The 15,313-nt window shown below is 60.1% G+C and carries 17 protein-coding genes; 11 read left to right on the forward strand and 6 right to left on the reverse strand.

Going from position 1 to position 15,313, the window contains the following annotated elements; genetic code table 11:
* Nucleotides 1-65: 65 nt before the first annotated feature.
* Nucleotides 66-1,757 (forward strand): long-chain-fatty-acid--CoA ligase FadD1, encoded by a 1,692-nt coding sequence (gene fadD1 / locus HU762_RS08565; RefSeq protein ID WP_186635365.1) that lies wholly within the window; start codon nucleotides 66-68, stop codon nucleotides 1,755-1,757.
* 84 nt (nucleotides 1,758-1,841) lie between these two features.
* Here fadD1 and HU762_RS08570 read toward each other — a convergent pair whose 3' ends face one another.
* Nucleotides 1,842-2,219, reverse strand: a complete 378-nt coding sequence (locus HU762_RS08570; protein ID WP_186613553.1) for a hypothetical protein — start codon at nucleotides 2,217-2,219, stop codon at nucleotides 1,842-1,844.
* Between the two features lie 195 nt (nucleotides 2,220-2,414).
* On the opposite strand from HU762_RS08570, the gene HU762_RS08575 reads away from it, so the two are divergent.
* From HU762_RS08575 to def, 3 genes are all read left to right on the forward strand, one after another.
* A complete protein-coding gene (locus HU762_RS08575) occupies nucleotides 2,415-2,606 on the forward strand; it encodes a CsbD family protein (RefSeq protein WP_186635368.1) in 192 nt (63 codons plus the stop codon).
* 175 nt (nucleotides 2,607-2,781) lie between these two features.
* Entirely contained in the window at nucleotides 2,782-3,735 is a 954-nt protein-coding gene (locus tag HU762_RS08580) for a YihY/virulence factor BrkB family protein (RefSeq protein ID WP_186635371.1), read from the forward strand.
* Nucleotides 3,732-4,271: a peptide deformylase gene (def, locus tag HU762_RS08585; protein WP_186613547.1), complete on the forward strand. Its 540-nt coding sequence runs from the start codon at nucleotides 3,732-3,734 to the stop codon at nucleotides 4,269-4,271. The genes HU762_RS08580 and def overlap by 4 nt, the downstream gene beginning before the upstream one ends.
* 3 nt (nucleotides 4,272-4,274) lie before the next feature.
* Here def and HU762_RS08590 read toward each other — a convergent pair whose 3' ends face one another.
* Entirely contained in the window at nucleotides 4,275-4,694 is a 420-nt protein-coding gene (locus tag HU762_RS08590) for a GNAT family N-acetyltransferase (protein ID WP_186635374.1), read from the reverse strand.
* Between the two features lie 315 nt (nucleotides 4,695-5,009).
* Complete coding sequence (locus HU762_RS08595; protein WP_186635375.1) at nucleotides 5,010-6,041, reverse strand: LacI family DNA-binding transcriptional regulator; 1,032 nt, start codon at nucleotides 6,039-6,041, stop codon at nucleotides 5,010-5,012.
* A gap of 215 nt (nucleotides 6,042-6,256) precedes the next feature.
* On the opposite strand from HU762_RS08595, the gene HU762_RS08600 reads away from it, so the two are divergent.
* Nucleotides 6,257-6,790, forward strand: coding sequence for a gluconokinase (locus HU762_RS08600; RefSeq protein ID WP_186635378.1), 534 nt, complete (start codon nucleotides 6,257-6,259; stop codon nucleotides 6,788-6,790).
* Between the two features lie 92 nt (nucleotides 6,791-6,882).
* Complete coding sequence (locus HU762_RS08605) at nucleotides 6,883-8,235, forward strand: GntP family permease (RefSeq protein WP_186635381.1); 1,353 nt, start codon at nucleotides 6,883-6,885, stop codon at nucleotides 8,233-8,235.
* 66 nt (nucleotides 8,236-8,301) lie between these two features.
* Here HU762_RS08605 and alaC read toward each other — a convergent pair whose 3' ends face one another.
* Entirely contained in the window at nucleotides 8,302-9,516 is a 1,215-nt protein-coding gene (gene alaC / locus HU762_RS08610) for an alanine transaminase (RefSeq protein ID WP_186635384.1), read from the reverse strand.
* Between the two features lie 207 nt (nucleotides 9,517-9,723).
* On the opposite strand from alaC, the gene HU762_RS08615 reads away from it, so the two are divergent.
* Complete coding sequence (locus HU762_RS08615) at nucleotides 9,724-10,386, forward strand: LysE family translocator (RefSeq protein WP_186635387.1); 663 nt, start codon at nucleotides 9,724-9,726, stop codon at nucleotides 10,384-10,386.
* A gap of 79 nt (nucleotides 10,387-10,465) precedes the next feature.
* Nucleotides 10,466-10,954: a GyrI-like domain-containing protein gene (locus HU762_RS08620; RefSeq protein ID WP_186635390.1), complete on the forward strand. Its 489-nt coding sequence runs from the start codon at nucleotides 10,466-10,468 to the stop codon at nucleotides 10,952-10,954.
* On the opposite strand, the gene HU762_RS08625 is transcribed toward HU762_RS08620, so the two are convergent.
* Nucleotides 10,941-11,456 carry a GNAT family N-acetyltransferase gene (locus HU762_RS08625; protein WP_186635393.1) on the reverse strand — a complete coding sequence of 172 codons (516 nt, stop codon included), beginning with the start codon at nucleotides 11,454-11,456 and terminating at the stop codon, nucleotides 10,941-10,943. The genes HU762_RS08620 and HU762_RS08625 overlap by 14 nt on opposite strands.
* A gap of 141 nt (nucleotides 11,457-11,597) precedes the next feature.
* Between HU762_RS08625 and HU762_RS08630 the strand changes: the two genes are divergently transcribed.
* The 3 genes from HU762_RS08630 to HU762_RS08640 all read left to right on the forward strand — a co-directional run bounded on the left by HU762_RS08630 (nucleotide 11,598) and on the right by HU762_RS08640 (nucleotide 13,773).
* Nucleotides 11,598-12,032 carry a nuclear transport factor 2 family protein gene (locus HU762_RS08630; protein ID WP_186635396.1) on the forward strand — a complete coding sequence of 145 codons (435 nt, stop codon included), beginning with the start codon at nucleotides 11,598-11,600 and terminating at the stop codon, nucleotides 12,030-12,032.
* Nucleotides 12,033-12,088: 56 nt separating this feature from the next.
* Complete coding sequence (locus HU762_RS08635; RefSeq protein ID WP_186635399.1) at nucleotides 12,089-12,433, forward strand: YciI family protein; 345 nt, start codon at nucleotides 12,089-12,091, stop codon at nucleotides 12,431-12,433.
* A 104-nt stretch (nucleotides 12,434-12,537) separates the two neighbouring features.
* On the forward strand, nucleotides 12,538-13,773 hold the full coding sequence (locus tag HU762_RS08640; RefSeq protein WP_186635402.1) for an RNA polymerase sigma factor: 1,236 nt from the start codon (nucleotides 12,538-12,540) through the stop codon (nucleotides 13,771-13,773).
* A 90-nt stretch (nucleotides 13,774-13,863) separates the two neighbouring features.
* Here HU762_RS08640 and HU762_RS08645 read toward each other — a convergent pair whose 3' ends face one another.
* On the reverse strand, nucleotides 13,864-15,207 hold the full coding sequence (locus HU762_RS08645; RefSeq protein WP_186635405.1) for an imelysin family protein: 1,344 nt from the start codon (nucleotides 15,205-15,207) through the stop codon (nucleotides 13,864-13,866).
* Nucleotides 15,208-15,313 lie beyond the last annotated feature (106 nt).

Below are 15,313 nucleotides of genomic sequence, written 5' to 3' on the forward strand. Positions count from 1 at the left end.
ACACACACCAATAATAATCGCATCAAATGCGGTGAGAATTCGCGTTGCTGAGGAGTGGGGCTTCCATGATCGAAGACTTTTGGAAGGATAAATACCCAGCTGGGATTGCTGCCGACATCAATCCAGATGAGTATCCGAATATTCAGGCGGTGTTGAAGCAATCCTGCCAACGCTTCGCCGACAAGCCGGCATTCAGCAACCTTGGCAAGACGATCACCTACGGTGAGCTGTACGAGTTGTCCGGTGCCTTTGCCGCTTACTTGCAACAGCATACCGATTTGCAGCCGGGCGATCGAATCGCCGTGCAACTTCCCAACGTCCTCCAATACCCAGTGGCCGTGTTCGGTGCGATTCGTGCCGGGCTGATCGTGGTCAATACCAACCCGCTCTACACTGCGCGGGAAATGGAACATCAATTCAATGATTCCGGTGCCAAGGCGCTGGTGTGCCTGGCAAACATGGCGCACCTGGCCGAGCACGTGGTGCCCAAGACGGGCGTCAAGCACGTCATCGTGACCGAAGTCGCCGATCTTCTGCCGCCGCTCAAGCGTATGCTGATCAACAGCGTCATCAAGTACGTCAAGAAGATGGTCCCGGCTTATCACTTGCCCAAGGCCATCAAGTTCAACGATGTGCTGAGCAAGGGCCATGGCCAGCCCGTGACCGAAGCCAACCCTGCCAGCGATGAAGTGGCCGTGCTGCAATACACCGGCGGCACCACTGGCGTGGCGAAGGGCGCGATGCTTACCCACCGCAACCTGGTGGCGAACATGCTGCAGTGCAAGGCGCTGATGGGCTCCAACCTCAATGAAGGCTGCGAAGTGCTAATCACGCCGCTGCCGCTTTATCACATCTACGCATTCACCTTCCATTGCATGGCGATGATGCTGATCGGCAACCACAACATCCTGATCAGCAACCCGCGCGACCTGTCGGCGATGGTCAAGGAACTGTCGAAGTGGAAGTTCAGCGGTTTCGTTGGCCTCAACACGTTGTTCGTGGCGCTGTGCAACAACGAAGCTTTCCGCAAGCTGGACTTCTCGGCGCTGAAGGTGACTTTGTCTGGCGGCATGGCCTTGCAATTGGCCGCGGCGGAGCGTTGGAAAGCGGTCACCGGTTGCCCGATCTGCGAAGGCTACGGCATGACCGAGACGAGCCCGGTCGCCACAGTCAACCCGATCCAGCACATCCAGGTTGGCACGATCGGTATTCCGGTGCCGTCGACGCTGTGCAAGGTCATCAATGACGCGGGCGTCGAGCTGCCATTGGGTGAAATCGGCGAGTTGTGTGTGAAAGGTCCACAGGTCATGAAGGGCTATTGGCAGCGCCAGGACGCCACCGACGAGATGCTCGACAGCGATGGCTGGCTCAAGACCGGCGACATCGCGGTGATCCAGCCGGACGGCTACATGCGCATTGTCGATCGCAAGAAAGACATGATCCTGATCTCCGGCTTCAACGTGTACCCCAACGAATTGGAAGATGTGTTGGCGACCCTGCCGGGTGTGCTGCAATGCGCGGCCATCGGGGTGCCGGATGAGAAATCCGGCGAGGCGATCAAGATATTCATCGTCGCGCGCCCGGGTGTCACCCTGACCAAGGAGCAGGTGATGGAGCACATGCGCGCCAACGTCACGGGTTACAAAGTGCCCAAGACCGTGGAATTCCGCGATGCGTTGCCTACCACCAACGTGGGCAAGATCCTGCGTCGCGAATTGCGGGATGAAGAGTTGAGGAAGTTGGGGTTGAAGAAGTAAGACCGCCGCCAACAAAACGCCCCGCCAAGTGCGGGGCTTTTTATTGCGGGAAAATTTCTACAGCCAGGCGCCCCTGGCCTTGGGTTACAACCGAAATTGCGCAAAATCCAGGTTGGTGCCACCCGGGCGCATGTCTTGGAGGTAGGAATCCTTGTCGGCACTGAGTTCCAGGCTCAGGGCTGCCTTGCGTTTGCCTTGGTTGCGCACTTCGAGGTTTTCCATTTTTTCGCGAAGGAACACGGTCGGTACCTTCAGATGCAACAACTCGTCGGTGGCCGGCGTGTGCAGCAGCAGGTGAATCCATTCGTATTGCCCAATGGCCAGCCGGGCCACTGGAATGTCGAACCAGAAGATGTTGCGGTTGCGGTTCAGTTCGCTGAAATGGCAGTTATTGACGCCTAGGACGGCGCCGCCCAGTTCTTGATTCCTGCGGGCGATGGCCTGCTTTTTATCGAGTTTCATAACGTTCCTACGGGATTGGAGCTTCGGGCCGCAGCCTGAATACGTGGAGCATTCTCGGGGGTGGATCGACAAACATAAAGCGCAACCTGCATCTGACGATGAAATGCGCCGCTGAAAAAATGAAACTCCCTGCAAACGGCCCCGGTCAACCCATATGTAATGACTTTTCGTACAGTTATTCACAGGAGAGACATCATGGGTAGCACGAGCGATAAAGTGAAGGGCGTTGCCAACGAAGCCGTCGGCAACATCAAGCAAGGCGTCGGCAAGGCCACCGACAATGACCGTATGCGCGCCGAGGGCGTGGTCCAGGAGAAAAAAGGTGAGGCCCAGCAAACCGTGGGCAAGGCCAAGGATGCGGTCAAGAAAGGCGTTAACGAGGCGTAACCGGCCTGTTAAAAAACGATTGGAACGGCCATCCGCGGGTGGCCGTTATCATGTCGGCTCGAACTTGCACCGGGGAAAATTGTTCCAAAGTCGCCAAACAGGTTACTTTTGTCTTGGATAGCAACTCCGTGAGTCGCCAGGCGACCTTCCTTTTTTGCGGCGAAAGGAGACGCACATGATGTTCTCGGCCTTGAAAGGCTTACCCCTGCACCGCGTGATGATACGCACGGTGAATGAATTTCTCGACGACGAGATGTCGACGTACGCCTCCGCTCTGGCTTACCAGATGCTGTTTTCGCTGTTCCCCTTCATTCTGTTTCTGATCGCGCTGATCGGTTTCCTGCACCTGCCGGACTTCTTCTCCTGGTTGCGCCTGCAATCGGAGCTGGTGCTTCCGCCCCAGGCCCTGGAACAGGTCAACCCGGTGATCGACCAGCTCCAGCAATCCAAGGGTGGGTTGCTTTCGATCGGTATCGTGATCGCGTTGTGGACTGCCTCGGCCGGTGTGCGGCTGATGATGAGCGCGATGAACGCAGCCTACGATGTGGTCGAGGGGCGTCCGGCCTGGAAGCGCTTCCCGCTGTCGATTTTCTACACCATCGGCATCGCGGGCATGTTGCTGGCCGCCGCAGCGCTGATGGTGCTGGGGCCGCAGGTGATGGGCTGGATTGCCGCCCAGGTCGGGCTGGAGGAGTTTATCGTCACCGTCTGGACCCTCGTGCGCTGGCCGATCATCGTCTTTCTGCTGATGGTGGCCGTGGCGCTGATCTATTACGTGATGCCCGACGTCAAGCAGGAGTTTCGCTTCATCACGCCAGGCTCGGTGTTGGCCGTGGTGGTCTGGATCATCGCTTCCCTGGGCTTCGCGTTCTACGTCAAGACCTTCGCCGACTACAACGCCATGTATGGCAGTATCGGCGCGATCATCGTCTTGTTGCTGTATTTCTATATTTCTTCAGCGGTGCTGTTACTCGGTGCGGAGATGAATGCAGTGATCGAGCACATGTCCGCCGAGGGCAAGGACAAAGGCGAAAAACACCCAGACGAGCATAGCGAAAAACAGCATGTGTCCGGCCTTGGTCGCGACCATTCCATCCCTCTCACTCATACTGACGAAGCCCGACCATGATCCGCGAAATCCTGAAGATGGGCGATGAACGCCTGCTGCGCATCGCGCCGCCGGTGCCGGAGGAGATGTTCGACACGCCCGAGTTGTGGCAACTGATCGATGACATGTTCCAGACCATGGAGAGCGTTGGCGGCGTAGGCCTGGCGGCGCCGCAAATCGGTGTCGACCTGCAATTGGTGATCTTCGGCTTCGAGCACAGCGAGCGTTATCCCGACGCCGAGGCCGTGCCGCAGACTATCTTGATCAACCCGCTGATCACGCCGCTGAGTCCGCTGATGGAAGAGGGTTACGAAGGCTGTCTGTCGGTACCGGGCCTGCGCGGTGCGGTGGATCGCTACCAGCACATCCGCTACGAAGGTTTCGACCCCAAGGGCGAAGCCATCGTGCGCACGGCTTCAGGTTTCCACGCCCGGGTGGTCCAGCACGAATGCGATCACCTGATCGGTCGCTTGTACCCATCGCGCATCACCGATTTCAGCAAGTTCGGATTTACTGAAGTGATGTTTCCGGACCTTGACCCAGCGGCCGACGATTGATCGTCAGGGTTTTGCAGGTTCCAACCCCATTGCAATCATCGGCTTGCTGCGCGCGTATCGGCTCAAACGCTCAGCCATTGCGTAAGGCAGTTCGGGGTTGAAGCGGAACCCGCGCCGCTCATAAAAGCCGCGCAGATCCGGATGGCAGAATAACCACACTGGCTCGTCCATGCCGTTCACCGCCTCTCTGATCAACCGCGCCGCGATGCCCTGCGCGCGGTACGCCGGGTCAACGAACAACCCCGTCAGCCAATGCCCACCAGACACCGGTCGCAGGCACAACGCCGCGATGATCTCATCGCGGCGCGCCACCCAGAGCTGCGCGTCACGCACGGCTTTCATCGAAGATTGGTGGGCACGATAGAACTTGTTCATCAGCGGCCACAGCGGTTCTTCGAGCTGTGTGTAATGGATTTGTGGCATGGCAGGGGACGTTGGCGATGAGAGGAGGGCGATTATAAAAGAACGCCGGTGCAGCGATAGGTGTATACCTGGCTTACATCCCGTATGACTGGAGTACGTATCATGGCCAAAGGCATGGATTCAAAAAAAGCGGCAAAGAAAAAACCGGCGAAGACCGCCGATGAAAAGCGCGCCGACAAAAAAACCAAGAAGGTCAACCTGTTCGGCCATTGAACCGGCAACGCCTGGCTTTGCCTCGGGAGGAGCTGGGGCTGTAGCCCCAGCTTCACACTCGCGGTTCGTCGGCATGGATCGACCGCTTCATGTCGGAACCGCTCAGGTACTTTCGCGAACCTTGAGTTCGAATCCCAGGTCAACCACCGGCTGGGTAATACGATTGCCAGCCATCAAGGTGAGCATCTGTTCAGCGGCGCGGCGGCCAATCGCTTCCCTTGGAGTGCTGATGCTGCTCAAGCGCGGCACCATATGGGCCGAGGCGGGCAGATCGTTGAAGCCCAGGATCGATACCTGTTCGGGGACCTTGATGCCACAGCGCAACGCCTCGAGCAGGGCGCCGTGGGCCAGATCGTCGTTACCGAAGAAAATCGCGTCGACGTCCGGGTGGCTGGCGAGCAATTGCAGGAACAGTTCTGCGCCCAAGCCCACCGACGACGGACGCGGCGTCAGTATTTCCAGGTCCGGGTCGTAGAGTTCGGCTTTCTGCAGCGCACGGCGGAAACCCTCGCCGCGCAGCAGCGTGCGTTGGTCCAGCTGGGCGCCGATATAGGCCAGGCGCTTGCGACCTCGGGAAATCAAATGCTCGGCGGCGGTCTCGCCGGCCTTGAGCTGGGAAAAACCGACGCAGTTCAGGCCGGCGCCTGGGTCCAATTCCATCATGTACACGCAGGGAATATTGCTGGCCTCGATCATGCGCCGGGCGCTTTCGGTACGGTCGAATCCGGTCAGCAGCAAGCCTCGAGGCTGGTACGCCATGTAGTTGCGCAGCAGGTCTTCTTCTTCATCCCGGGAATAGTGGTAGTTGCCAATCACCACTTCGAAGCCTTTGGGCCGCAGCACGCGATGAATGGCTTCCAGGGTGTCAATGAACAGGAGGTTGGACAACGACGGCACCAGCACCACCACCGAATGGCTCTGGGCCGAGGCCAGTGCGCGGGCGGCGGGGTTGACGACGTAGTTGAGTTCCAGGGCAGCCTGGCGGACCTTGTCCACCAATTCGGCGGCCACGGTGCTGACGCCACGCAGGGCACGGGAGGCGGTGATCGGACTGACACCGGCCAGGCGTGCGACTTCGTTGAGCGTGGGGCGACCGGTGGTGCGAGTATTCTTATCGTTTTTAGGGGCGGTCATCAGGGTGGCTTGCCAAACAAAAATCAAGGCACTAAGGTAGCGCTGTCTCGGCGCGGCTGCAAATGCGCGAGCAGGGTTTGCCTGATCCCTGTGCGCAAGTGTCGTGGACGTACATGCTGCAACCACAAAAATGACAAGAAGGCGTCGGCAACTTCTGCTTTTGCTGCGGTGTCATAACTGGCAAAGGTAGCGCTGTCTGCGCGCTGAGGTGTTACATGAATAATCCAATCACCGCCCTGGTCATCATGGGCGTTGCCGGTTGCGGCAAAACTTGCGTCAGCCAGGCCCTGTGCCAACTGAGCGACGCCACCGCCATTGAAGGCGACACGTTCCACCCTGCGGCCAACATCCAGAAGATGAGCGCCGGTATTCCCTTGAACGATGACGACCGTGCCGGCTGGCTCGACAGCCTGTGCGACGAGTTGCGCCGTGTCGACGCCACGGGCGAGCGCCCAGTGCTGACCTGCTCGGCCCTCAAGCACAGTTATCGCGAGCGTCTGCGCAGCGCCTTGCCAGGCCTGGGCTTCGTATTCCTTGAATTGACTCCAGAAGTGGCCGCTGATCGGGTTTCCCATCGTCCCGGCCATTTCATGCCGTCGACCCTGATTGACAGCCAGTTCGCCACTCTTGAATCCCCTGTCGGCGAGCCCCTGACCCTGGCTCTGGATGCGTCCAGCCACAGCGTTGATGAACTGGCCCGCCAGGCTTACGTCTGGTGGTTGGCCCACGGTTTGAAGCTTGCCGGCTGAGCTTCAGAAAATTTGCGTCAGAAAGATAGCGCTGTCCCGACGGCTTGAAAATAACTGCGTCAATAACAACAACAAATCAGGAGACACCTCCCATGTTCGGCATGTCCCACGAGACGTTCCTACTGCTTGATGCAGTGGTCACGGTGATCGGACTCATCGTCCTTATCACCAAGTTCAAATTCCACCCGTTCATCGCACTGACCATCGCCGCCGCGTTCCTCGGCCTGACGTCGGGCATGCCGACCGGCACCATCATCAAGGCGTTCCAGGACGGCTTCGGTGGCGTGCTTGGTTTTGTCGGCATCATCCTCGCGCTGGGCACGATGCTCGGCAAGATGATGGCCGAGTCGGGCGGGGCCGATCAGATCGCCCAGACCCTGATCCGCGCCTTCGGCAAGGACAAGGTGCAGTGGGCCATGATGTTCGCTGCGTTCCTGGTGGGCATCCCGCTGTTCTTCGAGATCGGCTTCGTGTTGCTGATCCCGCTGGTGTTCATCGTGGCGCGCCGCACCGGCGTGTCGATCATCAAGATCGGTATCCCGCTGCTGGCCGGCCTTTCCGCCGTCCACGGCCTGGTGCCACCGCACCCGGGCCCGCTGCTGGCGATCGGCATCTTTGGCGCTGATATCGGCAAGACCATTCTCTATGGCCTGATCGTCGCGCTGCCGACCGCTATCATTGCCGGGCCGATCTTCGGTACCTTCATTGCCAAGCACATCCCCGGTCATCCGAACCAGGAACTGGTGGATCAACTGGCGCGCGAGACGAACGCCGCCGAGCTGCCAAGCTTCAGCATCACCTTGATCACCGTGTTGTCGCCGGTGTTCCTGATGTTGCTCAAGACCTTCGCTGACGTGGCGCTGCCGGACGGCAACCTGTTCCGCGTCTGGATGGACATGATTGGCCACCCGATCTCGGCGTTGCTGCTGGCGTTGCTGCTGTCGTTGTACACCTTCGGCTACAAGCAGGGCATCGGCTCCAGCCAGATGCTCAAATGGCTGGACGCAAGCCTGGCTCCGACGGCCGCGATCATCCTGATCATCGGTGCCGGTGGCGGCTTCAAGCAGATGCTCGTGACCAGCGGCGTGGGCGATGTGATCGGCCATATGGCGGTCAGCGCGCAGATCTCGCCGATCCTGCTGGCCTGGCTGGTGGCGGCGGTGATTCGAATTGCGACGGGTTCGGCGACGGTGGCAACCATTACCGGTGCCGGGATCGTCGTGCCGGTGGTGGGGATGATGCCGGGTGTGAACCGTGAGCTGCTGGTGCTGGCGACCGGTGCCGGCTCGTTGATCCTGTCTCACGTCAACGACGCAGGCTTCTGGCTCGTCAAGCAGTACTTCAATATGACCGTGGCCGAAACCTTCAAGACCTGGACCGCGATGGAAACCATCCTGTCCGTGGTGGCGCTGATCTTTATCCTGCTGTTGTCGCTGGTGATCTAAGCAGCGACTGACAATCTGTGGCGAGGGAGCTTGCTCCCTCGCCACATCAGCGGTTGTGATTGGCTGTCAGGCTTGTTTGCCAGCCAAGCCATCCGCCCGGAACATCCCACGGATCCCGCGCACCGCCTGGCGAATCCGGTCCTGGTTTTCGATCAGCGCAAAGCGCACGTGATCATCCCCATATTCCCCGAACCCCACCCCCGGCGAGACGCAAACCTTGGCCTCGGCCAACAGCTTCTTGGCGAATTCCAGCGAGCCGAGGTGGGCATAGGCCTCGGGGATCTTGGCCCAGACGTACATCGACGCCTTGGGGATTTCCACCATCCAGCCCAGCTCATGCAGGCCCTTGACCAGCACATTACGGCGCTGGCGGTACTGCTCGGCGATGTCGCGCACGCATTGCTGATCACCTTCAAGGGCGGCGATGGCGGCAACTTGAAGCGGGGTGAAGGTGCCGTAGTCGTGGTAACTCTTGATCCGAGCCAGGGCGTTGACCAGTTCCGGGTTGCCGACCATGAAGCCGATGCGCCAGCCGGCCATGTTGTAGCTCTTGGACAGGGTGAAGAACTCCACCGCAATGTCTTTCGCACCCGGCACCTGCATGATCGAAGGGGCTTTCCAGCCGTCATAGACGATGTCGGCGTAGGCCAGGTCGTGGATCACCAGCACGTCGTATTGCTTGGCCAGGGCGATGACCCGCTCGAAGAAATCCAGCTCCACGCACTGCGCGGTCGGGTTGGATGGGAAGCCCAGGATCATCATCTTCGGCTTGGGAATCGAGCCGCGAATGGCCCGCTCCAGTTCGTCGAAGAAATCCACGCCAGGCACCAGCGGCACCGAACGCACCTGGGCGCCGGCGATCACTGCGCCGTAGATGTGGATCGGATAACTGGGGTTGGGCACCAGCACCGTGTCGCCCTGGTCCAGGGTCGCCAGCATCAAGTGCGCCAAGCCTTCCTTGGAACCGATGGTGACGATGGCTTCGGTTTCCGGGTCGATGTCCACCTCGTAGCGGTCCTTGTACCAGCGCGAAATGGCGCGGCGCAGGCGCGGGATGCCTTTGGAGGTGGAGTAGCCGTGGGTGTCTTCACGCTGGGCGACCGTGACCAGTTTTTCCACGATGTGCGGGGGCGTGGCGCCGTCGGGGTTACCCATGCTCAAGTCGATGATGTCTTCGCCGCGCCGACGCGCAGCCATCTTCAGCTCGGCAGTGATATTGAATACATACGGGGGGAGTCGATCGATGCGCGCAAAGCGGCGCGGCGAACCTTGTTCGGCCATTGTTGCCTCGAAATACGTGAGCGCCCGGAACCGTCCGAGCGACGTCGGCCACTGCGGTGGCCTGGGGCGCAAGATAATAGGGCCGGTGTCAAATTGTCCAGTAGCGGCGCCGAACTATTTTCGACGACACTGTGGCGCTGCTGTGGCGCCATCGAGGCGTCCCGTCGACCGTTGAACACGTCATACCCAATCCTGATGGAACGAATCATGGAATTTTCCAGCGGCTTCCTGCTGAGTCTTTCGCTGTGCCTGGACATCGGCGTGGCCAATATCGCGATGATCACCCTGGCGATGCAGCGCGGCTATTTCCAGGGGTTCGCCCTGGGCCTGGGCACCTGCGTGGGGGATCTGGTCTACGCGGTCCTGGCGCTGGCGGGGATGACCGTGCTGCTGCAATACGAAACGGTGCGCTGGGTGCTGTGGATCGGCGGCTCGGTGCTGCTGTTGTATTTCGCCGCGAAAATGGTGCATTCGGCGATCTATCACAACGCGTTGCTGGCCGAGGCCGGCGAGGTCCGGGGCAACTCGCCACGCCAGGAGTTTTTCCGCGGGATCTTCCTGGCCATGTCATCCCCCAGCGCCATCCTCTGGTTTGCCGCGGTGGGCGGGACGCTCATCGCCCGCTCCGGGGGTGGAACGATGCTCAGTTCGGCGCTGTTCCTGGGCGGATTTCTCTGCGCCGGGCTGCTGTGGAGCGCGGGCTTGTGCCTGGCGGCGACCCAAGGTGGCAAATTGTTGGGCGACAAGTTGCTGCGCTACTCCTATTGGGCATCCGCGGCGATCTTCTGCTATTTCGCGGTCTATGTGATCGTTTCTGGTTACAACGAGTTTGTAGGAAAAACCGCCGCAGTCGTCCTGCCTGGACTTTGACAAGCGAAACGGTCTGGTAATCACGGTTTGGCTTCTATACTGCCAAGCCCGACTTCAAGTTTTCCGGAGTGTTGAAACAATGGAAACACAAAAACGCGTTAACGCAATCGAGCCGCGCTTTGAACAGGGACGCTTTCAGCTCATCGCCGGTTTCGGCGCGCGTTTTACCCAGGACACTGCCCAGGACATCCCGCTGCTCTGGGAAAAATTCCTGCCTTGGCTCGGCAAGGTGCCAGGTCAGAAAGACGAAGTGACCTACGGTGTGTGTTGCAACCCGGACGGCAAGGGTGGCTTCGAATACATCGCCGGCGTGGAAATCAGTCGGCTCGACGACCTGCCGGAGCAATACCGCTGGATCGAAATCCAGCCCGGGCCCTATGCTGTGTTCCAGCACAAAGGGCCACTAAAAAGCCTTCCGGACACCTTCCAATACATTTGGAAAGAATGGCTGCCAACGTCCGGCCACCAAGCGGCGGATGAGCCTGAGTTCGAGCGCTACAGCGAGGATTTTAATCCCAGGACCGGTGAAGGCACCCTGGAAATCTGGATACCCCTCAAACCGAGCTGAGCGATGGATCCGTCTGGTCAAACACCAGCCGCATCCGCCGTTCATAACCGATACGGCCTTTATAGGCCTCGCCGCTGTCGACCCAGCCCAGTCGCGTGTACAGGCCAATCGCTGCTTCATTGTCGGCGTCGACTGACAGCTCCAGTCCATTTATTTCCGGCCACGCCGAGCGCGCCACCGTCGGCAATGCCTGCAAGCAGGCCTTGCCGTATCCCTTGCCCTGGGCTCGGAAGTCGACCTGCAAGGCATGCAGGGTGGCGCTGTGTTCATCGGCCCACGCGGGCAGCACGGGCGGGCGCTTGAGCAGCAAGAACGCGACGGGCACATCGCCAGCCAGCAATGCGAAACCCTTTACACCCGGTCCGGGCCTGGACAGCAGCGTATGCAGCGCACCGTGGATATCGCCGGAAAACTTGATCTGGTCAGGGTGGATTTCGATGGCTTCGACCTGTTGCTGTTGCGTCGGGGTCAGGTCTTCATAAGGTACGAGCTGAGCGGTCACGAGAACGTCCGTTGTTTGCCGACAGAATGGGTCTCGGATTCTAGCGAAAATTTTTCTTTGGTTTATTTTTGTTTGGCTGTCGATTCACCGTTTCTCCAGACGACTAAGGATGTCTCTAACAAAAACCTGCGGAGAATCATCATGAATACCCAAGCTACCGAAAGCGAAATCCAGACGCTGATCGACACCTATCGCCAGGCGGTCATGGCCAAGGACGTGGAAAAGGTCATGGCACTCTATGACGACAACATCGTCTCGTTCGACGCCATCCAGGCCCTGCAATTCAAGGGCAAGGTCGCCTACCGGGCCCATTGGGAGGCGTGCATGGAAATGTGCCCCGGCCCGCACAAGTTCGATTTCCATCAGGTCCAGATCACGCCGGCCGAGAACATCGCGTTCGCCCATTGGCTGGCCTATTGCGGCGGCACCAACGACAAAGGCGAAGAGCAGGCATGCTGGATGCGCGTGACAGCTTGCTACAAGCGTACGGCCGGCGCGTGGAAGATCGTCCATGAACATTGGTCGGCGCCATTCGACCCGATGGCGGGTACGGCGATATTCGACTCGCAGCCCTGATCGGCTACGGTTTCCTCCTGTCACCTTTGTCGATCGGTTCGATCACGGAGCTTTCCATGAAGTATTTATGCCTGGTGTATAGCAACGAACAGGCCCTGCACAACTCGCCCGACAGCCCTGAGGACGCAGAGTGCATGGCTTATGCCGAGTCGATCCAGGGCAGCGGCCGGATGGTTGCCGCCGAAGCCCTGGAGTCGGTGCAGACCGCCACCACGGTGCGCATGCGCGGCGGCAAGCTGTCGATCACCGACGGCCCGTTCGCCGAAACCAAGGAGCAACTGGCGGGCTTCTACCTGATTGATGCCAAGGACCTCAACGAGGCCATCCAGGTCGCCGGCAACATACCGGCGGCCCGGGTCGGCTGCGTTGAAGTCCGGCCGGTCCGTCAACTCAATCCCTGAACAGCAACCACGAACAGGACTGTGTCCATGAGTCTCAAACCCGCATCTTTGGAGTGGGTCGTCGGCCGGCTCGAAATGCTGATAGCCCAAGGCATGCCCGACTGATGCCGGGCGAGGCGGTCAAGGCACGGGTCGAGCAGGTTTATCGGCAGGACTCGCGGCGGATCCTGGCAACGCTGATTCGCTTGCTGGGCGACTTTGATCTTGCCGAAGAAGCCCTGCACGAAGCGTTCTTCATTGCGGTCGAGCGCTGGGAGCGCGACGGTGTGCCGGACAATCCGCGGGCGTGGCTCGTGTCCGCCGGACGTTTCAAGGCGATTGACAGCCTGCGCCGTCGGGCGCGCTTCGCGGCGTCCCAGCCGATGCTGGTTGCACAGCTCGAAGAGCTGGAGCAGGCCGATTGGAGTGGTGAGGACGTGGAAGACGATCGCCTTCGGCTGATTTTTACCTGTTGCCATCCGGCCCTGGCGGCTGATGCCCAGGTGCCGTTGACGCTGCGTGAAGTGTGCGACTTGACCACCGAAGAAATTGCCCGTGCCTTTCTCGCCGCGCCGGCGGCCATCGCCCAACGCATCGTTCGGGCCAAGGCGAAGATTCGCGACGCGAAGATTCCCTATCAAGTGCCATCGCGCACCGAACTCCCGGAACGACTCGACAGTGTGTTACGGGTGATTTACCTGGTGTTCAACGAGGGGTATTCGGCCTCGATGGGCGCCGAATTGACCCGTGAAGATCTCACCCGCGAAGCCATACGCCTCGCGCGTTTGCTGATGGAGTTGTTGCCGGAAGCTGAAGTCATGGGGTTGTTGGCGCTGATGCTGTTGCACGAATCGCGACGCCGGGCACGAAGCTCGGTGACGGGTGAACTGATTCTGCTGGACGAGCAGGACCGATCCCTGTGGGATCAAGGGATGATCGCCGAAGGCTGCGCCATGGTGGAGGCCGCGCTCAACACCCGGCGGTTCGGACCCTATTGTCTGCAAGCAGCGATTGCCGCCGTGCACGCTGAAGCGCCCACCGCGCAAGGAACCGACTGGCCGCAGATCGTTGGCCTCTACGATGTGTTGTTGCGCGCGATGCCATCGCCAGTCATCGAGCTCAACCGCGCGGCTGCCCTGGCCAAGCGCGATGGGCCGCAGGCAGGGTTAAGTCTGGTCGAGGGGATACTCGCAAGGGGTGAGTTGCTCGACTATCACCTGGCCCATTCGGCGCGGGCGGAATTCTGTCGGCAGTTGGGGCGGGTGGAGGAGGCGAGGGCGGCTTATGGACGGGCGCTTGAACTGACGCAGCAATTGCCGGAGCGACGGTTTATCGAAGCCAGGTTGGCCGGGTTGGATTAATAGTCCAAAGGCTCGCTGGCATTCCATTTCCGGCCGACCTCAACAAAAAAGGCGACCCGAAGGTCGCCTTTCTCATTCGCCCAACGTTGATCAGAACTCGTGATCAGCGCTGTCCGGGTTCAGGTCGCTGATGCCCAGCTTGCCTGCGGCTTGTTCGATCGAACCGGTCTGCTTGACCAGGGCGGCGATGGCGTCGCGCACGATCTGGTTGCCCGCGGTGTTGCCGGCGGCGATCAACTGATCGTAGTGCTCACCCTTGTTGGCGTGATCGACCATGACCTGGATCTTGGCTTCGGTGTCGGCGAGGTCGGCCTTGAGCGCGGTGTCAGCGGCCGGATCGGCCTTGGCTACCAGCGACGACAGGCTGGCGCCGGTCATCTTGGTGCCGTCTACGCGGGAGTATTCGCCCAGGTAAACGTTACGGACACCCTTGGCATCGTAGAAATGCGAGTAGTGGGTGTTGTCGCTGAAGCAGTCCTGCTCGTCTTCTGGCGAGTTGGCTTCCAGGGACACCTTCATGCGCTCGCCCGCCAGTTCGCCCAGGGACAGGCTGCCCATGCCGAACAGCATTTTGCGCAGGCCGGTTTCGGCCGGCTCGGCTTCCAGGGTGGCGCGGTAGTTGTCGGCCACGTTCGGCTTCCAGTTACCGACCATTTCCTGCAGGTCGTTGACCAGCAGCTGGGTCACGGACTTCAGATAGGCACGTCGACGGTCGTTGTGGCCACCGGTGGCGCCTGCGCCTTCCAGGTAATCCGAAGCTGGGCGATTGCCAGCACCAGGGCCGGTGCCGTTGAGGTCCTGGCCCCACAGCAGGAATTCGATGGCGTGGTAGCCCGTTGCGACGTTCGCCTCGGAACCGCCCAGCTCGTTCAGGCTGGCGAGTTTTTCCGGGGTAATGTCCTTGACATCGACCTTGTCTTCGCCGACCTGAACTTCGGTATTGGCGATGATGTTAGCGGTGGCGCCCGGGTTACCCAGGGCATGCTCGTAGGACTTGTCGACATAGTCGATCAGGCCCTCGTCCAGGGGCCATGCGTTCACTTGGCCTTCCCAGTCGTCGATGATGGTGTTGCCGAAGCGGAACACTTCGCTCTGCAGGTAAGGCACGCGGGCGGCGACCCAGGCAGCCTTGGCGGCTTTCAGGGTGTCGGCGTTCGGCTTGGCCAGGAACGCGTCGACGGCGGTTTGCAGGGTTTTCGCGGTGGATTCGGCATCGCTGTAGACGGCATAGACGATGTCGGCATAGTGCGCGACAACAGCCTTGGCGGCGGTTTCGTCGATCTTGCCAGCGGCAGCGGGGGCAGCCGGAGCAGCGGTACTGGCGGCCGGCGTTGGCGCTTGCGGCGCGGCGGCCTTGTCTTTGCCTTCGCCGCAACCGGCGAGGGAAATAGCGATGGCCAACAGACTGGCGGTAGCCAGAGGCATACGAATCATGGCGAACATCCTGCTTCGGTGATGAATGGGACAGGCGCAAGGGTGCGCAAAAGCTGCGACATAATGCGAAAGATTTGCATTATGTGTAAAGGGCTGTGGCTGTAAA

This window comes from Pseudomonas sp. SWRI92 (genome assembly GCF_014268685.1).
Taxonomy (GTDB): Bacteria; Pseudomonadota; Gammaproteobacteria; order Pseudomonadales; family Pseudomonadaceae; genus Aquipseudomonas; species Aquipseudomonas marvdashtae.

Coding starts and splice junctions, on each gene's coding strand:
- fadD1 (WP_186635365.1), top strand. CDS start 66: ATGATCGAAGACTTTTGGAAGGATAAATACCCAGCTGGGATTGCTGCC.
- HU762_RS08570 (WP_186613553.1), bottom strand. CDS start 2,219: ATGAAACTCGATAAAAAGCAGGCCATCGCCCGCAGGAATCAAGAACTG.
- HU762_RS08575 (WP_186635368.1), top strand. CDS start 2,415: ATGGGTAGCACGAGCGATAAAGTGAAGGGCGTTGCCAACGAAGCCGTC.
- HU762_RS08580 (WP_186635371.1), top strand. CDS start 2,782: ATGATGTTCTCGGCCTTGAAAGGCTTACCCCTGCACCGCGTGATGATA.
- def (WP_186613547.1), top strand. CDS start 3,732: ATGATCCGCGAAATCCTGAAGATGGGCGATGAACGCCTGCTGCGCATC.
- HU762_RS08590 (WP_186635374.1), bottom strand. CDS start 4,694: ATGCCACAAATCCATTACACACAGCTCGAAGAACCGCTGTGGCCGCTG.
- HU762_RS08595 (WP_186635375.1), bottom strand. CDS start 6,041: ATGACCGCCCCTAAAAACGATAAGAATACTCGCACCACCGGTCGCCCC.
- HU762_RS08600 (WP_186635378.1), top strand. CDS start 6,257: ATGAATAATCCAATCACCGCCCTGGTCATCATGGGCGTTGCCGGTTGC.
- HU762_RS08605 (WP_186635381.1), top strand. CDS start 6,883: ATGTTCGGCATGTCCCACGAGACGTTCCTACTGCTTGATGCAGTGGTC.
- alaC (WP_186635384.1), bottom strand. CDS start 9,516: ATGGCCGAACAAGGTTCGCCGCGCCGCTTTGCGCGCATCGATCGACTC.
- HU762_RS08615 (WP_186635387.1), top strand. CDS start 9,724: ATGGAATTTTCCAGCGGCTTCCTGCTGAGTCTTTCGCTGTGCCTGGAC.
- HU762_RS08620 (WP_186635390.1), top strand. CDS start 10,466: ATGGAAACACAAAAACGCGTTAACGCAATCGAGCCGCGCTTTGAACAG.
- HU762_RS08630 (WP_186635396.1), top strand. CDS start 11,598: ATGAATACCCAAGCTACCGAAAGCGAAATCCAGACGCTGATCGACACC.
- HU762_RS08635 (WP_186635399.1), top strand. CDS start 12,089: ATGAAGTATTTATGCCTGGTGTATAGCAACGAACAGGCCCTGCACAAC.
- HU762_RS08640 (WP_186635402.1), top strand. CDS start 12,538: ATGCCGGGCGAGGCGGTCAAGGCACGGGTCGAGCAGGTTTATCGGCAG.
- HU762_RS08645 (WP_186635405.1), bottom strand. CDS start 15,207: ATGATTCGTATGCCTCTGGCTACCGCCAGTCTGTTGGCCATCGCTATT.